The 22,383-nt window shown below is 71.8% G+C and carries 21 protein-coding genes; 10 read left to right on the top strand and 11 right to left on the bottom strand.

The window, feature by feature from the left end:
* Positions 1-13: 13 nt before the first annotated feature.
* The gene (locus ACFWJ8_RS16690) at positions 14-2,119 is read right to left on the bottom strand and encodes an alpha/beta fold hydrolase (protein ID WP_378813630.1); all 2,106 of its coding nucleotides are present in this window, start codon (positions 2,117-2,119) and stop codon (positions 14-16) included.
* 70 nt (positions 2,120-2,189) lie between these two features.
* Here ACFWJ8_RS16690 and ACFWJ8_RS16685 point away from each other — a divergent pair, with 70 nt between their 5' ends.
* Together ACFWJ8_RS16685 and ACFWJ8_RS16680 are read left to right on the top strand one after the other, a co-directional pair.
* A complete protein-coding gene (locus ACFWJ8_RS16685; RefSeq protein WP_378813628.1) occupies positions 2,190-2,939 on the top strand; it encodes an SDR family oxidoreductase in 750 nt (249 codons plus the stop codon).
* 188 nt (positions 2,940-3,127) lie between these two features.
* Complete coding sequence (locus tag ACFWJ8_RS16680; protein WP_378813626.1) at positions 3,128-3,874, top strand: SDR family oxidoreductase; 747 nt, start codon at positions 3,128-3,130, stop codon at positions 3,872-3,874.
* A 120-nt stretch (positions 3,875-3,994) separates the two neighbouring features.
* On the opposite strand, the gene ACFWJ8_RS16675 is transcribed toward ACFWJ8_RS16680, so the two are convergent.
* The 5 genes from ACFWJ8_RS16675 to ACFWJ8_RS16655 all read right to left on the bottom strand — a co-directional run bounded on the left by ACFWJ8_RS16675 (position 3,995) and on the right by ACFWJ8_RS16655 (position 7,401).
* Positions 3,995-4,828: an aldo/keto reductase gene (locus ACFWJ8_RS16675; RefSeq protein WP_378813624.1), complete on the bottom strand. Its 834-nt coding sequence runs from the start codon at positions 4,826-4,828 to the stop codon at positions 3,995-3,997.
* Positions 4,829-4,857: 29 nt separating this feature from the next.
* Positions 4,858-5,052 carry a hypothetical protein gene (locus tag ACFWJ8_RS16670; protein ID WP_378813623.1) on the bottom strand — a complete coding sequence of 65 codons (195 nt, stop codon included), beginning with the start codon at positions 5,050-5,052 and terminating at the stop codon, positions 4,858-4,860.
* Positions 5,053-5,134: 82 nt separating this feature from the next.
* Positions 5,135-5,836 (bottom strand): M23 family metallopeptidase, encoded by a 702-nt coding sequence (locus ACFWJ8_RS16665; RefSeq protein ID WP_378813621.1) that lies wholly within the window; start codon positions 5,834-5,836, stop codon positions 5,135-5,137.
* A gap of 3 nt (positions 5,837-5,839) precedes the next feature.
* A complete protein-coding gene (locus ACFWJ8_RS16660) occupies positions 5,840-6,775 on the bottom strand; it encodes a phosphotransferase family protein (RefSeq protein WP_378813619.1) in 936 nt (311 codons plus the stop codon).
* Complete coding sequence (locus ACFWJ8_RS16655) at positions 6,772-7,401, bottom strand: TetR/AcrR family transcriptional regulator (RefSeq protein ID WP_378813617.1); 630 nt, start codon at positions 7,399-7,401, stop codon at positions 6,772-6,774. The genes ACFWJ8_RS16660 and ACFWJ8_RS16655 overlap by 4 nt, the downstream gene beginning before the upstream one ends.
* 87 nt (positions 7,402-7,488) lie before the next feature.
* Here ACFWJ8_RS16655 and ACFWJ8_RS16650 point away from each other — a divergent pair, with 87 nt between their 5' ends.
* From ACFWJ8_RS16650 to ACFWJ8_RS16640, 3 genes are read left to right on the top strand one after another with little or no spacing between them, the layout of a single operon-like run.
* Entirely contained in the window at positions 7,489-8,544 is a 1,056-nt protein-coding gene (locus ACFWJ8_RS16650) for an agmatine/peptidylarginine deiminase (protein WP_378813615.1), read from the top strand.
* Positions 8,541-10,268 carry an amidase gene (locus ACFWJ8_RS16645; RefSeq protein ID WP_378813613.1) on the top strand — a complete coding sequence of 576 codons (1,728 nt, stop codon included), beginning with the start codon at positions 8,541-8,543 and terminating at the stop codon, positions 10,266-10,268. The genes ACFWJ8_RS16650 and ACFWJ8_RS16645 overlap by 4 nt, the downstream gene beginning before the upstream one ends.
* A 4-nt stretch (positions 10,269-10,272) precedes the next feature.
* A complete protein-coding gene (locus ACFWJ8_RS16640; RefSeq protein ID WP_378813611.1) occupies positions 10,273-11,346 on the top strand; it encodes a C45 family autoproteolytic acyltransferase/hydolase in 1,074 nt (357 codons plus the stop codon).
* A gap of 16 nt (positions 11,347-11,362) precedes the next feature.
* Here ACFWJ8_RS16640 and ACFWJ8_RS16635 read toward each other — a convergent pair whose 3' ends face one another.
* Positions 11,363-12,781 carry an MFS transporter gene (locus tag ACFWJ8_RS16635; RefSeq protein ID WP_378813609.1) on the bottom strand — a complete coding sequence of 473 codons (1,419 nt, stop codon included), beginning with the start codon at positions 12,779-12,781 and terminating at the stop codon, positions 11,363-11,365.
* A gap of 116 nt (positions 12,782-12,897) precedes the next feature.
* On the opposite strand from ACFWJ8_RS16635, the gene ACFWJ8_RS16630 reads away from it, so the two are divergent.
* Positions 12,898-13,557, top strand: coding sequence for a TetR/AcrR family transcriptional regulator (locus tag ACFWJ8_RS16630; RefSeq protein WP_378813607.1), 660 nt, complete (start codon positions 12,898-12,900; stop codon positions 13,555-13,557).
* A 10-nt stretch (positions 13,558-13,567) separates the two neighbouring features.
* Entirely contained in the window at positions 13,568-14,338 is a 771-nt protein-coding gene (locus ACFWJ8_RS16625) for an esterase/lipase family protein (RefSeq protein WP_378813605.1), read from the top strand.
* Positions 14,339-14,357: 19 nt separating this feature from the next.
* Here the strand turns inward: ACFWJ8_RS16625 and ACFWJ8_RS16620 are convergent, their stop codons facing one another.
* On the bottom strand, positions 14,358-14,939 hold the full coding sequence (locus ACFWJ8_RS16620; RefSeq protein WP_378813603.1) for a TetR/AcrR family transcriptional regulator: 582 nt from the start codon (positions 14,937-14,939) through the stop codon (positions 14,358-14,360).
* A gap of 109 nt (positions 14,940-15,048) precedes the next feature.
* On the opposite strand from ACFWJ8_RS16620, the gene ACFWJ8_RS16615 reads away from it, so the two are divergent.
* Positions 15,049-15,804: an SDR family NAD(P)-dependent oxidoreductase gene (locus ACFWJ8_RS16615; protein ID WP_345545169.1), complete on the top strand. Its 756-nt coding sequence runs from the start codon at positions 15,049-15,051 to the stop codon at positions 15,802-15,804.
* A 78-nt stretch (positions 15,805-15,882) separates the two neighbouring features.
* On the opposite strand, the gene ACFWJ8_RS16610 is transcribed toward ACFWJ8_RS16615, so the two are convergent.
* The gene (locus tag ACFWJ8_RS16610) at positions 15,883-16,254 is read right to left on the bottom strand and encodes an HNH endonuclease (RefSeq protein WP_378813600.1); all 372 of its coding nucleotides are present in this window, start codon (positions 16,252-16,254) and stop codon (positions 15,883-15,885) included.
* Positions 16,255-16,399: 145 nt separating this feature from the next.
* Complete coding sequence (locus tag ACFWJ8_RS16605) at positions 16,400-17,224, bottom strand: Cof-type HAD-IIB family hydrolase (RefSeq protein WP_378813598.1); 825 nt, start codon at positions 17,222-17,224, stop codon at positions 16,400-16,402.
* Positions 17,225-17,315: 91 nt separating this feature from the next.
* Between ACFWJ8_RS16605 and pgi the strand changes: the two genes are divergently transcribed.
* Positions 17,316-18,995 carry a glucose-6-phosphate isomerase gene (pgi, locus tag ACFWJ8_RS16600; RefSeq protein ID WP_378813596.1) on the top strand — a complete coding sequence of 560 codons (1,680 nt, stop codon included), beginning with the start codon at positions 17,316-17,318 and terminating at the stop codon, positions 18,993-18,995.
* A 75-nt stretch (positions 18,996-19,070) separates the two neighbouring features.
* Here the strand turns inward: pgi and ACFWJ8_RS16595 are convergent, their stop codons facing one another.
* Positions 19,071-21,173, bottom strand: coding sequence for a glucose PTS transporter subunit IIA (locus ACFWJ8_RS16595; RefSeq protein ID WP_378813595.1), 2,103 nt, complete (start codon positions 21,171-21,173; stop codon positions 19,071-19,073).
* A gap of 289 nt (positions 21,174-21,462) precedes the next feature.
* On the opposite strand from ACFWJ8_RS16595, the gene ACFWJ8_RS16590 reads away from it, so the two are divergent.
* Complete coding sequence (locus tag ACFWJ8_RS16590) at positions 21,463-22,353, top strand: phospholipase (protein WP_378813593.1); 891 nt, start codon at positions 21,463-21,465, stop codon at positions 22,351-22,353.
* Positions 22,354-22,383 lie beyond the last annotated feature (30 nt).

Here is a 22,383-nt window from a genome sequence, read left to right as displayed (position 1 = left end):
GCGGCACCCGGCGTCAGCCGAGCAGCTCGGGGCGCACCGGCTCCTGACCGAGCACGTGCTCCGCGAGGAACGCGAACACGGTCTCGTACCAGATGACGGCGTGCTGCGGTTTGAGCACCCAGTGGTTCTCGTCCGGGAAGTACAGGAACCGGTGCGGCATCCGTCCGTCGGCGTCGGCGTGGTGCTCGGCGAGTTCCGACCAGAGCCGGAGCCCCTCCCCGACCGGTACGCGGTAGTCCTTGTCGCCGTGGATGACGAGCAGCGGCGTGCGGATGTCGCCCACGAAGCGGTGCGGCGAGTGCTCGACCATGGCGTCGCGGGTGAAGATGCGCTGCCAGTACTCCGAGCTGTCCGTCGTGCCGGCGAACTGGTCGAGCGCCCACAGGCTCGCGTGGGTGACGATCGCCCGGAAGCGGTCGGTGTGCCCGGCGACCCAGTTGGCCATGTATCCGCCGAACGACCCGCCCATGGCGGCCGTGCGCGTGGCGTCGACGTCGTCGCGGGCCTCGGCCGCGTCGGTGATCGCCAGCAGATCGGTGTAGGGCTTCGCGCCCCAGCTGTTCCAGCCGCGCGCGATGAAGTCCAGGCCGTAGCCGGTCGACAGGGCCGGGTCGGGCAGCAGCACCGCATAGCCGCGCGCGACGGCGAGCAGCGGCGCCCAGCGCCAGCTCCACGCGTTCCAGCTGTTGAGCGGGCCGCCGTGGATCCACAGCAGCAGCGGGGCGGGAGTCTGCGCCGACGCCCCCTCGGGCAGCAGCAGCCAGCCGCGCACGCGCGCGCCGTCCTCGGCGGTCGTCTCGACCTCCGTGATCGTGCCGGGAGCGGCCGGCGCCGCCGCCGGTGTGACGAGCGGCGTCACGGTGCCGTCCCGCGCGATGCGCACCGGATGCGACGGGACGACCCACGACGACCGCAGCGCGACGAGTTCCCCACTCGTGCGGTCCACCGCGACGTGCGTGTACGTGAAGTCGTCGTCGGTGAGCCGCTCCGGCGCACGGCCGTCGAGCGGCAGGCGGAACACCGGCCCGCGGCCGTTGTCGTCGGCCGTCGCGATGAGCGCCTGGTCGTCGGCGTCGAACGCCAGCGACGACGCCCAGCGGTCCCACTCGGCGGCGATCCGGCGCGGGTGCGAGCCGTCGATCCCGGCGACCCACACTTCGTAGTCGGTGGGCCCGGCGGGCGTGCTCTTGACCGTGCGCAGGTAGGCGATCCGGGTGCCGTCGTGACTCACCGCCGGCATCTCGAAGTCGACGTCGACCTCGTCGAACAGCGGCGTGCGGGCGCCCGTCGCGGTGTCGATCGAGACGATCGCGCGACGGCCGCCGCGCTGCTCACGCTGCTCCGCCGACACGATGAGCACCGACGCGTCGGGAGTCAGCGCCGCCTCCGCGTGGTCGAACGCGCGTCCGGGAGCGGGCGTCAGGTCGCGCGGCCGCGGCAGCGACGCCGGGTAGGGCTTGGCGTCAGGCTTCTGGGCCTCGCCTCCGTCGTCCTCGGCCGCCTCCTCGGCGATCGCGGCGGCGACGGTGTCTTCGAGCGCGTCGATGTCGAGGGCGAACAGGTGCGGCTGGCCGGGGCCGAGGTCGTGGTCCCAGAACCGCACCGGGTACGTGTCATGGAGGATCGCCGAGACCTTCTTCTCCTTGCGCTTCGCGCGCAGGGCGGCATCGGCTTCCAGCGTGTCCGCCGCGGGAAGGAGGGATGCCGCCAGCACGACACGATCGGCGGCCGCCGCCGTCGCCGCGATGCCGTCGACGCCACCCGCGAGCCGCGTGACGGCGCGGGCCTCTCCGCCGCCGGCCGGGAGCAGCCACAGCTGACCGGACTCGTCGTCGGCCTCGCCGTCGGCGTCGGGCCGCGCGGAGACGAAGAGGATGTCACCGCCGGCCGTGAACGCCGCCCCGGCCTCGCCCTTGGCCGAGCGGGTGAGCCGGCGCGGCGATCCGCTGCCGTCGGCAGGCACAGCCCACAGCGCCCGGTCGTACCCCGTCGCGTCCTTCTTGAGCACCGCGACCGTCAGCACGGCGGTCGTGCCGTCGGGTGACAGGACCAGCGCCTCCACCCGGGGAAGCGCGATGTAGTCGGTCAGCGAATCGAACGGGGTGGAGGGGGTCGCCATGCTTCCACGCTATCCCCCAGGACCGGAAGGAGGAGCAGGATGAGAGACAGCCGAGGCGAGAGGAGCCGATGTGAAGATCGCGGTGGCCGGAGGGACCGGCGTCGTCGGACGCCATGTCGTCGACGCGGCGAGGTCGGACGGACACGAGATCGTGGTGCTGAGCCGCGCCGCCGGCATCGACCTGCTCACGGGCGCGGGTCTCGAGGCGGCGCTGGACGGTGTCGAGGCGGTCGTCGACACCGCGAACGTCGAGACGCTGTCGGCGAAGAAGGCGACGGACTTCTTCGAGAGGGCGACGGGCACCCTCGTCGCCGGGGCGGTCCGTGCGGGCGTGCGTCACCTCGTGGTGCTGTCGATCGTCGGGATCGACCGGATGCCGTACGACTACTACGCGGGCAAGGTGGCGCAGGAGCGTGTGGCCGAGGCATCCCCCGTCCCCTGGACGATTCTGCGCGCGACGCAGTTCCACGAGTTCGCCGGGCAGATGTTCGCGCGCGGCAAGGTCGGTCCGCTCCACGTCGCGCCGCGGGCGCGGGTGCAGCCGGTCGCGGCGCGGGAGGTCGGTCGGCACCTCGCGACCCTGGCGGGCGGGGTGCCGCAGGGGCGGGCCGCGGACCTCGCCGGGCCGCGCGAGGAGCGCCTCGACGACATGATCAAGGCGTATGCGACACACATCGGCCACCGCGGGTGGATCCCGTCGGTGAGTCTCCCCGGCGCGCAGCTGAAGGCGATGCGCGACGGCCGGGCCCTGCCCGGCGCCGGGGCGACACTGGGCGTGCAGACGTTCGCGGAGTGGCTCGCGACCATCGATCGGCACTGAGCGATCGTGCGTGCGGCGGCCGGTGCCTCCGACGGCGGCGGCCCCGCTCTGCGCACCGCGCGGTCCGGACCCGCACTCTCCCCCGAGGGGACCGGAGCGTTCCATGACACGCCCGGCTTGCACACGCCCCGCGCCGTTCGCCACGATGGGGCGACAGCGCACGATGCGAGCACGACAGGAGCGCCATCATGAGGTTCGCGATCGCCGGCGGCACCGGGATGACGGGCACGCACGTCGAAGCGGTCGTGCGCGAGCGCGGTCATGAGGTCGTGCTGCTGTCGCGGAGCAGCGGCGTGGATCTGGTCAGCGGTGCGGGTCTGCACGGGCGCCTCGATGGCGTCGACACCGTCATCGACGTGTCGAACGTCACCACGCCGAGACCCGAAGTGTCGGTCTCGTTCTTCGCGGGCGCCACCACGAACCTGCTGGCCGCAGAACGCATGGCCGGAGTGACCCACCACCTCGCCCTGACGATCGTCGGCGCCGAAGCGGCCCCCGACGGTTACTACGCCGGCAAGCTCGCCCAGGAGCGCCTCGTCGAGCAGGGCGACGTTCCCTGGACGATCCAGCGGACGACGCAGTTCCACGAGTACGCGGGCATGATGTACCACCGCACGCACGCCGGCGCCCATGTCGCCCCGACCGGGCGCGTGCAGCCGGTGTCGCTGCGCGAGGTCGCGGAGCGCCTCGTCGACCTCGCCGAGGGCGATCCAGCAGGTCGTGCGACCGACCTCGGCGGGCCGCAGGAAGAGAGCCTCGCCGATCTCGTGCGCCGTTACGCGCACGCCATCGGCCACCACGGCGTGCTGCCGGTGATCGACATGCCGGGCACGCTCGGTCGCGCGTTCCGCTCGGGTGCGCTGCTTCCCGGCCCCGGTGCGCTGCGCGGCACGCAGACGTTCACCGAGTGGCTGGCCGCTCTGCCCGACGCGTGAGCGACGCTTCGACAGGCTCACGCTTCGACAGGCTCACGCTTCGACAGGCTCAGCGGCCGCGGTCGCTGAGCCTGTCGAAGCGTCCCCGGGCCCGTCGGGCGCCCGGGTGGCGGCATCCCGTCACATCTCTTCGTGCGTCAGCGGGTCGCCGTCCCACAGCCGTCCGCGCTCGAGCGCGCTCACGGCGTCGACCTGGTCGTCCGTGAGCGTGAAGCCGAACACGTCGGCGTTCTCGCGCTGACGGTCGGGGTCGGCGGACTTCGGGATGGGGGTGCTGCCGAGCTGGGTGTGCCACCGAAGCACCACCTGCGTGGGCGTGACGTCGTGGACGACGGCGAGCTCCTGCAGGATCTGCTCGGTCAGCAGCTCGGTGCGGCGCGCGAGGGGGCTCCAGCTCTCGGTGCGGATGCCGTGCGCGACGTGGAACGCACGCAGCGCCGCCTGGGGGAAGTACGGGTGCAGCTCGACCTGGTTGACGGCCGGGGCGACGCCGGTCTCTTCGATGAGCTCGGTGATCATCTGCTCGGTGAAGTTCGACACGCCGATGGAGCGCACGAGCCCGTCCTGCTGCGCCTCGATCATGCCCCGCCACGTGTCGACGTACTTGCCGACGCTGGGGTTCGGCCAGTGGATCAGCTGCAGGTCGATGCGGTCGAGGCCGAGCAGCCCGAGGGATCCGCGGATGCTGTCGATCGACTCCTGGCGGCCGTGGTGACGGCCGGGGATCTTCGAGGTGACCAGCAGCGCGTCGCGGTCGGCACCGCTGCGGCGCACCGCCTCACCGACCTCGCGCTCGTTCTCGTAGTTGACCGCGGTGTCGAGCAGGCGATAGCCGACGTCGATCGCGGAGACGATGGCCGCGATGCCCTCCTCACCGCGCAGGTTGTATGTGCCGAGGCCCAGTTCGGGGAACCAGGCGCCGTCGTTGAGGGTCACGGTGGGGATCGGGCTCATGCCTCCATCCTGGCCCCGTTCCGCGGGTGTCAGGGCAGGTCCTCGACGTCGAGCGTGCCCTCGGTCGCGGCCTGCTCGTCGGCGGCGGCGCTGTTCAGCTGGTCGTCGTTGCGGTCGGGGTCGAGCGGTCGGTCGTCGTCGAGCCCGGGCGTCTCGTCGGTGTCGTCGCCGACCACCTCGTCGTCCGGGTCGCGCATCGGGCCGTCGTACGGGAACTGGATCATGGCTCCTCCTGTCGCCCCGAACGTAGGATCCGGCCGGTCCCCTTGACAGGGGGCTTGCGTCGTCGCGCGGGAACGGGTAGCCCTACGGCTCCTCGGCGGCCGCGACCGCGCGGATGCGCTCGCGCGGGCCCGGGATGCCACGCTCGACGCGCCGCCACGAACCGTCGTCGCCACGCACGTCGTAGGCCGCGAACGCGCACGCGATTCCGCCGGCGGCCATCAGGTCGGCGGAGTCCATGAGCTGGAAATGCAGGTGCGGCGACGTCGAGTTGCCGGTGTGCCCGACCCGGCCGATCACCTCTCCCGCGCGCACGGGGGCGCCGGCGCGTACCGTCACGGTGCCCGGGCGCAGGTGCGCGAAGCCCGCGTACACGTCGCCCGCCCGCAGGATGACGTGGTTGCCGAGGATCTCCGGGATCCGGGCCGGACGGAACGTCAGCGCATTCCACGTCATGCGCGCGAACTCCCGCACCGGGTGGATCCACCGCCGCTCGCGCATGCCGTCGCTCGCTGCGACCACGACCGCGTCGAACGGGGCGTGGACCTCGGCGCCCCATGCGTAGCATCCGTCGGTGCGACAGCCGATCGTCGACGTGCGCAGGCGCGCACCGGGGTGCACCGGCGCACCGGCGCGGTCGTCGACTTTGACGAAGTCGTACGCGTACCGCTGGCCCAGCAGGTCGACGCCGTGGCTCGGGATGCGGGCGGCCGGGGTCGTGACCGCCATCCAGCCGTCGCCGCGCAGGGGGAACTCGACGACCACCGGATCGTCGAGCTCGCCCATGGGTCAACCCTGCCAGCGCTCTCGCAGCCAGTCGAGGGTCACGATCGCCTGGTCGCGCTGGAAAGGGCGCAGCGTCGGCATCCGCGGTGGCGCCGGTCGCAGCGACGACGACAGGAACATCCCGGCGAACCCTGCCAGCACGTTGCTCGCCGCGTCGGCGGGCATGCCGTCGTACACCGGGTGCTCCGCGACGATGCGCTCGACGTCGGCGTCGGCGTCGAAGTACCGGACGTTGATCAGCAGACTGAGCGCGTCGAACCATCCGGCGCCGCGCGCGCCCCACGGCCAGTCGACGAGCACGACCGTCCCGTCGGGGCGGATCAGCAGGTTGTCGGCCCGCGTGTCGTAGTGCACGAGGCGGTCGCCCCGAGCGTCCGAGGCGCCGCGGGCGGCGGCATCCACGAGTCCGTCGAACTGCGCACGCACCCACGCATCGAGGCCGCGCGGCATCGGCGGCAGGGCGTCCAGGTCGATGCTGCGCCACGCGTCGGCGTCACCGGCGAGCGCCTCGCTGACGTCGATCACCGGGACGTCGGCGGGAAGCTCGACCTGCGCGACCTGCTGCAGCGCATCGAGCACTGCGTCGAGCTCGCGCGGCTGCCAGGGAGTGGCGGGATGCCGCCCCTCGACGTCCTCGAGCACGAGGGCGATCCAGTCGCCGTCGTCGACGGCGCCCAGCAGTGTCGGGGCGGGGACGACGGCGGGCAGTTTGGCGGTGATGGCGGCCTCGCGCCGGTGGATGCTCGGGGTGTCGACGTTGACCGCGGGGGACGCGGCCTTGACGAACGCCCGGCGCCCCGCAGCCGTCACCACGCGGTCCGCCGACCCCGGCGAATACCCTCCGGGCTGCGACACCGCCTCGACGACCGGGCCGCCGAGGACGCCCTCGATCTCGGCGCGCACCGCGGCGGGGAGCTCGTGCCATTCGAGGCGGCTCATGCGGTCACCGGGATCGATCCGGGCCGCGCGCCCACGAGCGCCTCCGCTGCGCGCGCCGTGCGGCGGGCGAAGCGCGTGGTGTCGGTGCCGCGGGCGAGGGACTGCGCGTTCAGGCCGTCGATCATGCCGATGAGCTCCCACGCGACCTCGTCCGGCTCGGCGGTCGAGAAGGCTCCGGCGCGGCATCCCTCCGTGACGATGCCCTCGACGAGCGCCTGCCACCGCTGCATCTGGGCCTGCACGGCGGCGGCGAGCGCATCGCTGCGACGTGCCATCGCCCACCCCTCGACCCACACGACGGTGAGCTCCTCGCGGGCGCCGTCCATGAGCGTGTCGATGAGGATCCCCAGGCGCACCGCCGGGTCGTCCGCGCGCGCGACGACCCGCTCGACGTCGCGCACCTCCTCCTCCACGAGGTCGGTGTAGACGCGGGCGACGAGTTCGTCCATCGACGGCTGGTAGTGCGCGACGAGGCCCGAGGTGATCTCCGCGCGCTCCGCGACGGAGCGCAGCGTCAACGCGCTCAGCCCCTGTTCTCTCGCGACGGCGGTGGCCGCGGCGACGATCTCGGCGGCGCGTTCGGCGGGGGCCTTGCGGGTTCGGGGCCGGGGCACTGTGCTTGACATGGTCTCGCCAGCATAGATACTGTCTCTATTGATCGCTAGATCAATTACTTCCGGCGCCAGCCGCCGGCCGAAGCGAAGGGGCTGACGATGGCCTGGAGGATGCCGCACGAGGGCGACCCGCACGAGCGCACCTGGATGGCGTTCCCGAACGAAGGGCCGACGCTCGGCGAAGACCCCGCCGAGCAGGAGCGCTTCTACGCGGCGTGGAGCGCCGTCGCGAACGCCGTCGCGGAGTTCGAGCCCGTGACGATGCTCGTCGACCCCTCGAAGGCCGGCCGCGCGCGGCAGGCGCTCAGCGCCGGCATCGAACTGGTCGAGACGCCCGTCGACGAGTTCTGGTTCCGTGACCACGGCCCCACCTTCGTCGTCGACGACGAGCGGCCGGGCGTGCTCGGCGCGGTCGACTGGATCTTCAACGGCTGGGGCGCCCCCGAGTGGGCGTCCTGGACCAAGGCGGCCGCGCACGCCCGATTCACGGCGGGACTCGTCGGGGCCGAGGTCGTCAGCTCACTGCTCGTCAACGAGGGCGGCGGCATCCACGTCGACGGCGAGGGCACCGTGCTCGTCACCGAGACGGTGCAGCTCGACCCGCGCCGCAACCCGTTCGCCGACAAGGAGCGCGTCGAGGCCGAGCTCGCGCGCACGATCGGCGCGACCAAGGTCGTCTGGCTCCCCCGCGGCCTCACCCGCGACTACGACGAGTTCGGCACGAACGGCCACGTCGACATCGTCGCGACCATCCCGACGCCCGGCCGCGTCCTGCTGCACGCGCAGCAGAACCCCGAGCACCCCGACTTCGAGGTGTCGCACACGCTGCGCGCGTTCCTGGCGGAGCAGACGGATGCCGCCGGCCGCACCTTCGAGGTCATCGACCTGCCCGCGCCCGACACTCTCCGCGACCACGAGGGCTTCGTCGACTACAGCTACGTCAACCACCTCGTGGTGAACGGCGGCATCATCGCGTGCGGCTTCGGCGAGGAGCGCGCCGATGCGCGGGCCCGCGACATCCTCGAGGCCGCCTACCCCGGGCGCCGTGCGGTCACCGTCGACGCCCGTCAGATCTTCGCGGGCGGCGGCGGCATCCACTGCATCACCCAGCAGCAGCCGGCCCTTCGGCAGGCGCAGGGACCGGTGACCCGATGAGCCGCTATCCCGTCGTCGAGAAGACGATCGCGCAGCTGCGGGCCGCCCTCGAGGCCGGCGAGATCACGAGCGTCGAGCTGCTCGACACGTACGAGGCGCGCATCGCCGCCTACGACGCCCCCGGCACCGAGACCGCGCTCAACGCCGTGGTGGTGCGCAACCCCGACGCGCGCGCCGAGGCCGAGGCATCCGATCGGCGCCGCGCCGAGGGCCGCGCCCGCGGGCCGCTGGAGGGCATCCCGTACACCGCGAAGGACTCGTTCATGGCCCGCGGGCTCACCGTGGCCGCCGGCTCCCCGGCGTTCGCCGACCTGGTGGCGCAGCGTGACGCGTTCTCGATCGAGCGTCTGCGTGACGCGGGCGCCGTGCTCGTCGGACTCACGAACATGCCGCCGATGGCCAACGGGGGCATGCAGCGCGGCGTCTACGGCCGCGCGGAGAGCCCGTACAACGCGGACTGGCTGACGAGCGCGTTCGGCTCCGGGTCGTCCAACGGGTCGGGCACGGCCACCGCCGCGAGCTTCGCGGCCTTCGGGCTCGGCGAAGAGACCTGGTCGAGCGGCCGGGCGCCGGCATCCAACAACGCCCTCTGCGCCTACACCCCGAGCCGAGGTGTCATCTCGGTGCGCGGCAACTGGCCGCTCGTGCCGACGATGGATGTCGTCGTGCCGCACACCCGGACGATGGCCGACCTGCTCGAGATCCTCGACGTCATGGTCGCCGACGACCCGGAGTCCCGCGGCGACTTCTGGCGCGCGCAGCCGTGGATCGAGATCCCGGATGCCTCGGCCACGCGTCCCGCGTCCTACCCGGCTCTGGCACCGACCGGCACCGACGGTGCCCGGGCGACACTCGCGGGCCGCCGCTTCGGCGTGCCCCGCATGTACATCGGCGCCGACGCGGAGGCCGGCACCAACCCGGACGGCGGCATCGGCGGTCCGACCGGGCAGCGCATCGAGACCCGCGCATCGGTGCTCGAGCTGTGGCAGCGGGCGCGCCGCGACCTGGAGGCCGCGGGCGCCGAGGTCGTCGAGGTCGATTTCCCGGTGGTATCGAATTACGAGGGCGATCGGCCGGGCGCTCCCACGATCAAGAGCCGGGGCCTGGTCACCGAGGCGTTCCTGCAGCGCGAGATCGTCGACCTGTCGGCGTGGGCCTGGCAGGACTTCCTCGCCGCCAACGGCGACCCGGCGCTGGACTCGCTCGCAGACGTCGACGGCGCCACGATCTTCCCCCACCCGGCCGGCGCGCTGCCCGACCGCTACACCGGCTTCGACGACGACATCGCCGAATACCCCGCCCACGTGCGCGAGCACCCGTACGCCTCGTTCACCGACATCCCCGAGATCGAGGCGGGCGTGCGCGGACTCGAAGAGACCCGGCGCGTCGACCTCGAGGAATGGATGCTGCGCCTCGGCCTCGACGCCGTGCTCTTCCCCGCGGTGGCCGATGTCGGGCCGGCCGACATGGACGTGAACGCGGCATCCGCCGATCTCGGCTGGCGCAACGGCGTGTGGGTCGCCAACGGCAACCTCGCGATCCGCCACCTCGGCATCCCCACGGTCACGGTGCCGATGGGCGCGATGGCCGACATCGGCATGCCGGTGGGCCTCACGATCGCCGGCCGCGCCTACAGCGACGCCGAGCTCCTCACGTGGGCCGCCGCGTTCGAGGCCCTGCGGCCGCGGCGCAACGCTCCCCCTCGCACCCCCGAGCTGGACTGACCGGATGGAGCTCCGCACCGCGACCTCGACGCACGTCGACCCGGAGGCGCGCGGCCTCGAGCTGGGCACGGCGTTCGCCGCGCAGTACCGGCGCACCGCCGACCTCTACCGGGAGCACTTCGCCGAGCTCGGCATCCCGTCACCCGTCGTGCGGGCGATCGCCGAGGGCAGCCGCGAGGCGCTCATCGCCTGGGATTCGGGCCAGGCCGCCGAGTCCGACGCGATCGCCGACGCGGCCGGCGTCGACAAGTGGCGGCTGGCCGCCGTCGGGGCGCGGACGGAGATCCTCGCGGCAGCGCCGCCACGCGGCGAGGGCGAATGCTCCACCGCCGTGCACGTCGGCGCCGGCCGCGCGGCCGAGTCGATCCAGACGTGGGACTGGCACGACTTCCTCGTGCCCGAGGGACTTCTCCTCGCGTTCCCGTCGAGCGCGGGCCTCGACGTCAAGCTGTTCACCGAGTTCGGCACGGCCGCGAAGATCGGCGTCAACAGCGCCGGAGTCGGCCTGCACTTCAACATCCTGTCGCATGTGTCGGACTCCCCGGCTGGGGGCGTGCCCGTTCACGCGATCGCCCGGCGGATCCTCGACGAGGCCCGCTCGATAGAGGACGCCCGGCGCGTCGCCGCGAGCGCGGCGGTGAGCGCGTCGACGGTCCTGACCGTGTTCACGTCCGACGCCTCGGGCTCGCATGCCGTGTCACTGGAGCTCTCCCCTGCAGGCCTGGGCGTCGTCGAGCCCGGTCCCGACGGCTGGCTGTTCCACACCAACCACTTCCTCGATCCGGACCTGTTCGCGGGTGACACCATGCCGGCGGACTCCACGACCGCCGAGCGCTATGCGCACCTCGACCTCGTGCGGGGCGCGCTCGCGGGTCTCGATCCGGCGGCCCGGGCCCTCGCAGTGTGCGGCGGACTCGGCGCCGACGCCGCCGTGTGCATGACCCCCGATCCTGCCCTGCCGCGCCTCGACCAGTGGGCCACGCTCCTGACGATTGCCGTCGACACCGCGGGCTTCGCGCTCGACGTGTTCCCCGGTCGCCCCGATCAGGCCGCGACCGCGGGGTTCGCCCGGTTCTGAGCAGGGGCGACGTGCGTCAGCGCAGCCCGGAGCGGAGGTCTTCGCCGGCCTCGCCGACCGCGGTCGTGACGTCGATCGCGGCGTCCTGCCCTCCGTCGGGTTCCGCGGCGACCGCCGTGGCGTACGCGTCGCTCAGCTCGCGGTAGGGCTTGGAGACGAAGGCGAGCAGCACGACGAGCAGCAGCACGAGGCTGGCGCCCACGAAGGCGAGCGCGATGCCGCGGGCCTCGCCGGCGCCGAGCAGCCAGCCGAACGTGTTCTGCCCCTCCGGCGACTCCATGTACGGGATGAGCCAGAACTGCGCGAGCGGCCCGATGATGAACGCCGAGATCGGCGCCGCCGCCGACTCGACGCTCGCGGCGAAGCCGAACACGCGCCCCTGCTTGTCGAACGGCACGACCCGCTGAACGATGGTCTGCTCCGACGCCTCCGCGATGGGCATCAGGCACATGAAGAGGAGGATCCCGAGTGCGTAGATCCACCACTGCTCGCGGATCGCGAAGGTCATGCCGAGCAGGGCGATGCCGATGTTCACCAGCAGCATCGTGCGCACCGGGTTCCTGCCCAGGCCGAACTTCGCCACGAGCGCGCCGCCGATGATGAACCCGAAGCTCGTGACACCGAGGACGATGCCCCACATCTCGACCGAGAACAGCGTCAGACCGTAGGGGTCCATGAGCGCCATGAAGACGCCGCCGACGAGGTTGTTGAACGTCGAGAACAGCACGAGTGCGAGCAAGCCCGGCACCGCCAGCACCGCAGGGATCACGCCGCGGAACCCGAAGCCCTGCGGCGCACCGCCCTCGGCGTGCGCGACGCCGCGCTCGGGGATCGGCACGAACAGCAGGTGCACGAGCGCGATGCCGGTGGCGGCGATCGCGATCGCGACCGTCCAGCCCATGCCGAGGATGCCGATCGACAGCCCCGAGAACACGCTCGTCACCATGAACGCGATTCCCTGCACAGCCCCCACGAGGCCGTTCGCGCGGTCGCGCTGATCGGCGGGGACGAGGAGGGTCACGGTCGTCGACAGCGCGATGTTGCGGAGGTTCTCGACCACGCCGCCGATGAGGATGACTCCGGCGAAGACCCAGAACCACGGGCCGCCCCAGTCCAGCAGCGCGCTCTCGGGGAACGCGAGGAACATCGCCCCGGCCAGCAGGTACGCGACGGTCGTCACGACGCTCGACAGCATCATGACGGCCTTCTTCTTCATGCGGTCGACGACCACCCCGAACACGACGCCGAACACCGCGATCAGCAGCATGTACGACCCGCCGATGATGGCGGTGGCCAGCACGGAGCGGGTCTCGAGGTACACCCAGAAGGTCAGCGCGAACCACAGGTAGCTGCTGGTGACGTTCGCGAGGGCGGTGTTCACGAGCACCTGGTGGAAGGCGCGCACCGTGCGGGGTCCGGGGGTCGGCTGGCTCATGGCGGTTGCTCCGGCGTGTTCGGCGGTCGGGAGGATCGTGCGAGGGCCTACACTTCAATGTGGACACTGTTCACATTGAGATGTTCACACCGTACACACCAGAGCGGGAGCGCGCAATGACCTCACCTGCCGTGCGCACCTATCACCACGGCGATCTGCGCCGCGCCCTGATCGACGAAGGGCTCCAGCTGGCGCGCACCGGCGGCCCCGCCGCCGTCACGCTGCGCGAAGCGACCCGCGCGGTCGGCGTCTCGCCCAACGCGGCCTACCGCCACTTCGCCGATCGCGACGCCCTGGTGCACGCCGTCGCGCACGAGGCGCAGCGCGCCCTCGCCGATGCGATCCTCTCCCGCGTCGCCGCGACACCTGCCGGCCTCTCGCCGCAGGACGCCTCCGTCGAGCGTCTGCGTCGGGTCGGCTTCGCCTACATCGCGTTCGCCCGGGCTGAGCCGGGATGGTTCGAGACGGCCTTCTTCACGCAGGACGCACAGGCCAGCGACGGCATCGTCACCCTCGACGACGAGATCGTCGCCCCCTTCCGCCTGCTGATGGACACACTCGACGCGATGGTGGATGCCGGCGCCCTCGCCGCCGCCCGACGACCGTTCGCGGAGTGGGCGTGCTGGTCGGCGGTCCACGGCTTCGCCGACATCGCGGTGCACGGACCCGTGCGCTGGCAGCCGGCGGAGGTCGTCGACGCCCTCGCCGCGGCCGTCGTGGAATCGGCGATCACCGGCGTGATCGGCGCCCCCGCCCCGGCCCCCGCGACCTCCTAGACTGGCGCGCATGTCAGACGCCCCGGCCGCGCGCCCCTCGGTGCTGCGGCGCGGGCTGTGGTGGGCCGCGGACTACGTGTACGCCGCCCGGCGCCAGCTCGCCGTGCTGTCGCTCCCGTGGGCGATCGGCCGGCCCCGCCCCGCCCCCGACGCATGGCGCCACGGCGACCCGGAGCTCCCCGAGGCGTACCTCGTGCCTGGCGTGTACGAGCACTGGACGTTCCTGCGTCCCCTCGGCGACGCACTGGCCGAGGCCGGGCACCGGGTGCGCGTCGTGCACGGACTCGGGGTGAACCGGCGCAGCATCGCGGAGACCGCCGACCGCCTGGCCCGGCTGCTCGGCGAGACTCCTGCCCCGCCGGGCGGGCGCGTGCTCGTCGCGCACAGCAAGGGCGGGCTCATCGGAAAGCACGTGCTCGTGCCGTCCGGCGCGGCGACGTCCGACAGCCCGGTCCCGCCGCTGGGGCTCCTCGGGCTCGTCGCCGTGGCGACGCCGTTCCACGGGTCGAAGCTCGCGCGCCTGTTCGTCGATCCCAGCATCCGCGCGTTCCGCCCCGCCGACGTCACCATCGTGGCCCTCACGGGCGAGACGGGCGTGAACTCGCGCATCGTGTCGATCTTCGGCCCGTTCGATCCCCACATCCCCGAGGGCAGCGTGCTCGACGGGGCCGTCAACGTCCAGGTGCCCATGTCGGGCCACTTCCGCGTGCTCGCCTCCCCTGCGACCCACCGCGCGGTGCTGGACGGGATCACGCTGCTCGCTCGCCGCGACGCAGACTGACACCCGGCGCCGCGTCGGGTCACACCGCCGGGCGGTGCGGCCACCACTCCGGCAGCAGCGCGGCGTACGCCCGCAGGAACAGCTCGACCTGCGGATCGGGATGCCGCAGCCAGCCGTCGATGATGCCCACGGTGCCGTCGGCCAAGAACCGCGCGGCCGCGTCCGCGACATCGGCGGGCGGCATCCCGTCGACGGCCACGTCGAGCTCGACCCGGCCGCGCTCGATGAGCGCCTCGGTCGTCCCCCGGAAGTGGCGGCTCAGCATCGCGTGCAATGCGCCGCCTCCGCCCGAGAGCTCGCGACGATAGATGTCGGCGTGCCGCAGGATGTGCTCGAGCACGCCCCGGGTGACGGTGACGAGGGCCGTGACGGCATCCGATCGGTCGGTCATGAGCGCGCCGCGCAGGGTGTCGAGCTCGGAGGTGAGGGCCGACTCGACCAGCGACTCGGGCGAGTCCGCGTGCTCGTAGAAGGTCGAGCGGTGCACCCCCGCGGCGTCGGCGAGCTGTGTCACCGAGAGCTCTGTGATCGGCTGTGCCGCCGCGAGCTCGAGTGCGGCAGCGTACAGACGATCGCGGCTGCGCTGCTTGCGGGGGTCCATGGCGCCTCCAGGGAATCTTTTCGACAGGTGTAGGTTAACTCATATGTAACCGACAACTGTCGGAGACAGGACCGGCGCCACACGATGACGCCACCAACGGAGGTACATCATGGCTACGTACGATGTCGCGGACCGCTCCGCCATCGTCACGGGCGCCGGGTCCGGCATCGGCCGGGCGGTCGCCCTCACTCTCGCCGCGAACGGCGCCGCAGTGCTGGTCGCCGACGTGCGACAGGAGGCTGCCGACGCGGTCGTCGCCGAGATCACCGGCGCGGGCGGCACCGCCGTCGCGTTCGTCGGCGACGTGTCGGACCCCGCGGTCGGCCAGGCCGCGGTCGATGCGGCCGAGGCCCTCGCCCCCCTGCGGATCGCGGTGAACAACGCCGGCATCGGCGGCGCCGCCGCTCCCGTCGGCGAGTACCCGATCGACTCGTGGCAGAAGGTCATCGAGATCAACCTCAACGCGGTGTTCTACGGCACGCGCGCGCAGGCGCCCGCCATCGCGAAGAACGGCGGCGGCTCGATCGTCAACATCTCGTCGGTGCTCGGCTCGGTCGGAATCCCGATGTCGTCGGCGTACGTCGCCGCCAAGCACGGCGTCGTCGGGCTCACCAAGAACGCCGCCCTCGAGTACGGCACGCAGGGCGTCCGCGTGAACGCGGTCGGCCCGGGCTTCATCCACACCCCGCTCGTCGACGCGAACCTCGACGCCGACGCGCAGGCCGCCCTCGCCGGCAAGCACGCCCTCGGCCGGCTCGGCGACGCGCAGGAGGTCGCCGACCTGGTGGCCTTCCTCGCCTCGGACGCCGCGAGCTTCGTCAGCGGCAGCTACCACCTGGTCGACGGGGGCTACGCCGCGCAGTAGGCCTCGTCACGAACCAGCGGCCCGCGCGAACCCGAATCGCGCGGGCCGCTTCTCGTCCGTGCGGCAGCGGTGGACGATTCACGGGCCGGGATCGGCCGGCGTGAGCGTCAGGCCGCGCCACGCGGCGAGGACCTCGACGTGGCGCAGCAGGAACGCGCGCTCATCGAGTCGTTTGCGGCGGAGCCACCCGGTGACCTCGTCGTTGCTCTTCGAGGCGTTGCACGAACGGCACGCCGGCACGACGTTCTCGAACGTGTAGCGCCCGCCCCGCGAGATGGGCTGCACGCAGTCCTTCTGCAGGGCGACGCCGTCGGCGCCGCAGTACGCGCACGCGCCCCAAGCCTCCAGCAGTGCCTCCCACTCGTCGAGCGTGAGGTCGTTGTCGGCCGCCGCGACGCGGCGTGCGCGCCGGCGCGAAGCACGCGCGCGACGGGTCTGACTGACGGCCATGCCCACACCGTACCGATCGCGCCGGGCGGACCCGGCCGACGCGCCCGTACGACCGCCGACATCATGCGCTCTCGGCGAGCGCACACGTCCGTGACGCGGGCAACGCGTCCTCTCGCCGAGAGCACACGCTCTCGGCGAGCGCGGCTCAGGCCTCGTCGTCCGGGAGCCCGTCCAGGAGCTTCTCGATCGTGGTGAGGACGCCGTGATCGAGGTTCGACGGCGCCGCGTACCGCGCGCGCTCGGCGACGAGCGGATGGGCGTTGGCCATCGCGAACGAGAGGGCCGCGGCATCCATCATCTCGAGGTCGTTGAGGTAGTCCCCGAACACGGCGGTCTGGTCGCGGGTGATGCCGGTCGCCGCCTGCAGGCGCTCGAGGGCGACGCCCTTGTTGACGCCGAGGTTCATGACGTCGATCCAGTGCTCGCCCGACACGACGACCTGGTGGGTGGCGCGCAGGTCCTCGAGCGCCGGCGCGGTGGTGGCGGCGTCCTCGAAGTCGAAGATCGCGACCTTGAGGATCTGGTCGTCGACCTCGAGCAGGTCGGCGACGACCTGCAGGCGCGCGTAGTACTTGTCGGCCTCGGCGCGGAACGCGTCGTCGGCGCGCTCGATGTACGCCGACCGCTTGCCGCACACGACGACGCCGAGATCCCGGCCTTCGAGCGCGCGGACGCGGGCGATGAGGGATGCCGTGAACGCGGCATCCATCGCGTCCGAGCTGATCTCGGACCCGCCCTCGACGACGTAGGCGCCGTTCTCGGCGATGAACACCATGTGGTCGAGGTGGTCGGCGAACGCGTGCTGGAGGGTCGCGAGCTGGCGTCCGCTCGCCGGGGCGAAGCGGATGCCGCGCTCGTGCAGGCGATCCAGGAGCGGCCACAGCGCATCGGGGATGCGACCGTCTCCGTCGAGCAGGGTGCCGTCCATGTCGACGGCGATCAGGCGCAGGTCTGGGGCAGGAAAAGGCATCGCCTCGAGCCTACGCGGCTCACTCCGGCGTCCGTTCGGCCGTGAGCAACACGAAACCATCCTGGCCACCGGCCCGAGTACCTTAGGGTGCGTGACCGCTCCCGTCGATGCCACCGCCACGCCCGCCTGGTCCGAGCTCAGCTCGATCCGGGATTCGTTCGCCCCCGATCTGCGCGACTGGTTCGCGATCGATCCGCGCCGCGCCGAACGGCTGAGCTTCAAGCTCGCCGACCTGCACGTCGACCTGTCGAAGAACCTCGTGACCGACGAGATCCTCGCCGCCCTCGTGCGCCTGGCCGAGCAGACCGGCGTCGCCGAGCACTATGCGGCGATGCTCGCGGGCGAGCACATCAACACCACCGAGGACCGCGCCGTGCTGCACACGGCGCTGCGCCGCCCCGCCGGCGCGGAGCCCGCGCTCGTCGTCGACGGACAGGACATCGACGCCGACGTGCAGTCCGTGCTCTCGGCGATGACCGTGTTCGCCGACCGTGTGCGCGCGGGCGAGTGGACGGGCGTGACAGGCAAGAAGGTCACGCACATCGTCAACATCGGCATCGGCGGGTCCGACCTCGGGCCGGTCATGATCTCGGCCGCGCTGGAGCCGTATGCGACCGCCGGCATCCAGGCCCGGTTCGTGTCGAACATCGACCCGTTCGACATCGCGGACAAGACGAAGGACCTCGACCCCGAGACGACGCTCTTCATCGTCGCCTCGAAGACCTTCACCACGCTCGAGACGCTGACCAACGCCCGTCTCGCGCGCGACTGGCTGTGGGCCGGCCTGCAGGCCGTCGGCGCCATCGACGGTTCGGACGCGGCGAAGACGGATGCCGTCGCGCACCACTTCGTCGCCGTGTCGACCGCCCTCGACAAGGTCGCGGCGTTCGGCATCGACCCGGTCAACGCGTTCGGCTTCTGGGACTGGGTGGGCGGCCGGTACTCGGTCGACTCCGCCATCGGCCTCTCGCTCATGATCGAGCTCGGCCCCGACGTGTTCCGCGAGCTGCTCGCCGGGTTCCACGCCGTCGACGAGCACGTCCGCACGACGCCGCTCGAGCGCAACGTCCCGGTGCTCATGGGCCTGCTGAACGTCTGGTACTCCAACTTCCTCGGGGCGCAGTCGCACGCGGTGCTGCCCTACGCGCAGCAGCTCAGCCGCTTCGCCGCCTACCTGCAGCAGCTCACGATGGAGTCCAACGGAAAGTCGGTCCGCTGGGACGGCTCGCCGGTCACCACCGACACCGGCGAGGTGTTCTGGGGCGAGCCCGGCACCAACGGCCAGCACGCGTTCTACCAGCTGATCCACCAGGGCACGCGCCTGATCCCCGCCGACTTCATCGCGTTCGCGAACCCCGCGTACCCGCTCGAAGACGGCGGCCGCGACGTGCACGGCCTGTTCCTGTCGAACTTCCTCGCGCAGACGAAGGCGCTCGCGTTCGGCAAGACCGCCGAAGAGGTCGAGGCCGAGGGCACGACGGGTCCGCTCGTGGCCGCGCGCACGTTCGCCGGCAACAAGCCGACGACGTCGATCTTCGCGCCTGCGCTCACGCCCGCGGTGCTCGGACAGCTCGTCGCCCTGTACGAGCACATCACCTTCACGCAGGGCGTGATCTGGGGCGTCAACTCGTTCGACCAGTGGGGCGTCGAGCTCGGCAAGCAGCTGGCGCTGCAGATCGCGCCGGCGATCGAGGGCGACGAGGCCGCGATCGGCGCGCAGGACGCGTCGACGCGCGCCCTGCTGGCGTACTACGCCGCCCACCGCCGCTAGTCGACGACTGCGGAGGGGTGGATGCCGGCGGCCCGGCATCCACCCCTCCGTCGTTCGCGCCGCCGGGCGGCGTCCTCAGTCCGTCGCGGGCTTCGGCTCAACCGTGAGCAGCGGTGCACCGACCGCGATGTCGCCCTCAGGCCCGGGGACCACCTCACCGAAGTCGTCGGCGTTCAGCACGATCACGGGTGTGATGAGCGGGTAGCCGGCCTGCTCGATCACCGCGCGGTCGAAGGTCACGAGCGGCGTGCCGAGTTCGACGCGGTCGCCGTTGTGCACCTTGACGTCGAACCCCTCGCCCTTGAGGTTGACCGTGTCGATGCCCACGTGGATCAGCAGCTCCACTCCTCCGTCGAGGACGATGCCGAACGCGTGCCCGGTCGGCTGCGCCGCCGCGATGACGCCCGCGCCCGGCGAGAACACCGTGTCGCCGGCGGGCTCGATGGCGACCCCCGGCCCCATCACCCCTCCCGCGAACACCGGGTCGGGCACCGCCGACAACGGCACGACCCGGCCTGCGAGCGGCGCCCGCACCTCGACCGGCGCCTTCTCCGGCGCCAGGGTAGCGGTCGCGACGGCGACGACCGCGGGTGCGGCCTCCGATGCGTCCATCGCGCGAGGCTCCGCAGCCTCGACGACCGCCGGAGCGACATGCTCGGCCGCCGCCGCGGCCTCGGCCGCATCACGCGTCGCCTCGAACTCGGCCTGCTGCTCGGGCGTGCGGAAGTTCGACCCGATGACGAGGAACATCGAGGTGAAGAAGGCCAGTCCGATGGCGATCGCGTACAGCCCGATCGGGTTGAACGCGGGGATCGTCAGCAGCGACGTGAACACGAACGCCTGCGTCGTGACGCCGTCCTGGAGGCCCAGGATCAGGCTGCCGATGCCGATCGTCAGACCACCGACGAAGCAGCCCACGAGCATGCGCGGGTAGATGCGCTTGAACCGCAGATGGATGCCGTACAGCGACGGCTCCGAGATGCCGCCGAGCAGGCCCGCCGCGAGCGCACCCGTGGCGGTCTGGCGCATCTGCGTGTCGCGGTGGCGCAGCGACAGCACGAGCACACCGGCCGTCGCGCCGAAGCACGCGAAGTTCCACGCGCCCATCGGGCCCTGGATGAAGTCGTACCCGAGCGTCTGGATGTTCAGCAGCATGACCGCATTGATCGGCCAGTGCAGTCCCAGCGGCACCATGAAGGGGTATGCGAGCGGGATCACGATCGCGAAGATGAACGGCGAGAACTGGTTGATCGCCTTCAGCCCCTCGGCGAGCGCGGCGCCGGCGTAGACACCGATCGGGCCGATGATGAACGCCGTCAGCGGGATCATGATGAGCATCGCGAAGAACGGCACGAAGATGAGCTGCAGGTTGGCCGTGATGAGCTTGCGCAGCAGCTTGTAGAGCGGGCCGATGACCGCCGCCATCAGGAGCGGCGGGAAGACCTGCGAGCTGTAGTCGAAGATCGTCAACGGGAAGCCGAAGATCGGCACGATCGTCACCTCGACGCCGAGGAACTTCGTCGGCTCCACCCCTTCACCCAGCGCGAGGAAGCCCGGCAGCATGAGCACCGCCATGATGCCAAAGCCGACCCACGGGTCGGCGCCGACCTTCTTCGTCGCGTTGTACGCCACCATCAGGGGCAGGAAGACGAAGATGCACTGCCACATCAGGTTGACGAACGCCCACGACGGATCCAGGGTCACCCCGGGTGCGTTCCAGTCCGGGATCACCCCGAGGGTCGCCAGCAGCGCCATGAACGTGATGAAGAAGGACGCGCCGAGCAGGGCGCCGAGGATCGGCCGGAACGAGTCCGACAGGAACTCGAACAGCGAGTCGATCCACGCGACCTTGCCGCGCACCCCCTTCGCCCGCTCCCGCGCCTTGATCGAGTCGATGTCGTCGTCGGGCGCGGGAGCGCTGCTCCCGCCCGCCATCTCGGGCAGCGCCATGATGTCGTTGTAGACGTTCTGGACGCCCCCGCCGATGACGACCTGGAACCGCTCGCCGGCCTGCGGGACCGCGCCCATCACGCCCGGGATGGCCTCGACGGTCTTCGGATCGACGCCGGACGCGTCGCGGAGCTGGAATCGGAGCCGGGTCGCGCAGTGCGTCAGGCTCTCGATGTTGGAAGCGCCTCCGACCGCTTTCACGATGTCGGCGGCAGACGATGTGGCCATGGAACTCTCCTTCGAGATGTCGTGATCGCACCGACGACGCACACGACGCACGTGCCCCGTCGAGCGCAACCGTAGCGGCGCGCGGCCCCGCTCACCAGCACCACGCGGGGGGCCTTCTCCGACCCCGGATCAGGCTTTTCGCAGAAAACCCTTCCCACGGTTCTTCCAGGAAAACGCCAGAAGTCGTCCAGTGGCGATGAGGCAGACTCGTGGACTTATGCGTCCGACCCGAGGACGCGGCGCGCTGCACCCCGACGGCGCGGAACCCCCGAAGGAACGTACGTTCGTCATGCATTCAGATCAGATCGCCCCTGCCCGCCGCCCCCGTCGCCGCTTCGTCGGCGCTGCCGTCGCCGCCGGAACCGCTCTCGGAATCGTCGTCACGACCGGCCTCACCCTCGCCTCGCCGAGCCTCGCCGCCGCCGCCCCGATGGCTGCCACCGCCATCGCCACGGTCGCCGCCCCCGACGCCACCGTGCACACGCTGCGCGACATCCGCGTCGACGCCAAGAGCACGCTGCTCGCCGCCCGCGTCGCCCTCACCGAGGCCGACACCATCACCACCGACATCTCGACGGCCGGCCTCGACATCGGCATGGCCGACACCTCGGTCGACACCTCCGACCTCACGCAGGCGGCCGACCGCCTCGCGGAGCTCGACATCGTCCCCGCCCTGCTGCTGCCGGGTCTCGCCGCCGACACGTCGACCTCGACCGAGAAGGTGACCGCCCGCGTCGCCGACCTGCGCGAGCACCTCGACGCCGCCAAGGCGAAGAAGGCCGCAGAAGACGCTGCCGCTGCCGCGGCGGCCGCTGCCGCCGAGGCGCAGCGCCAGGCCGAGGCGGCCGCTGCCGCCCTCGCCGCCGCCAACACGCCCGACGGCGCCAAGGCCACCGCACGGCAGATGGCCGCAGCCAACTACGGCTGGGGTGACGGCCAGTTCTCGTGCCTCGAGTCGCTGTGGACCAAGGAGTCCGGCTGGAACTACCAGGCGTACAACAGCAACGGCGGCGCGACGGGCATCCCGCAGTCGCTGCCCGGCAACAAGATGGCCAGCGCCGGCGCCGACTGGCAGACGAACGCCGCCACGCAGATCGCGTGGGGCCTCGGCTACATCGCCGGCTCGTACGGCACGCCGTGCGCCGCGTGGGCGCACTCGCAGGCGGTCAACTGGTACTGATCCCGGCTCGCGAGTCGACGAACGCGGATG

The sequence above is a fragment of the Microbacterium sp. NPDC058389 genome (assembly GCF_042722305.1).
In the GTDB taxonomy this organism is placed as follows: Bacteria; Actinomycetota; Actinomycetes; order Actinomycetales; family Microbacteriaceae; genus Microbacterium.
Note: the sequence above shows the minus strand (reverse complement) of the source record. Positions and strands in the feature narration are given on the sequence as shown.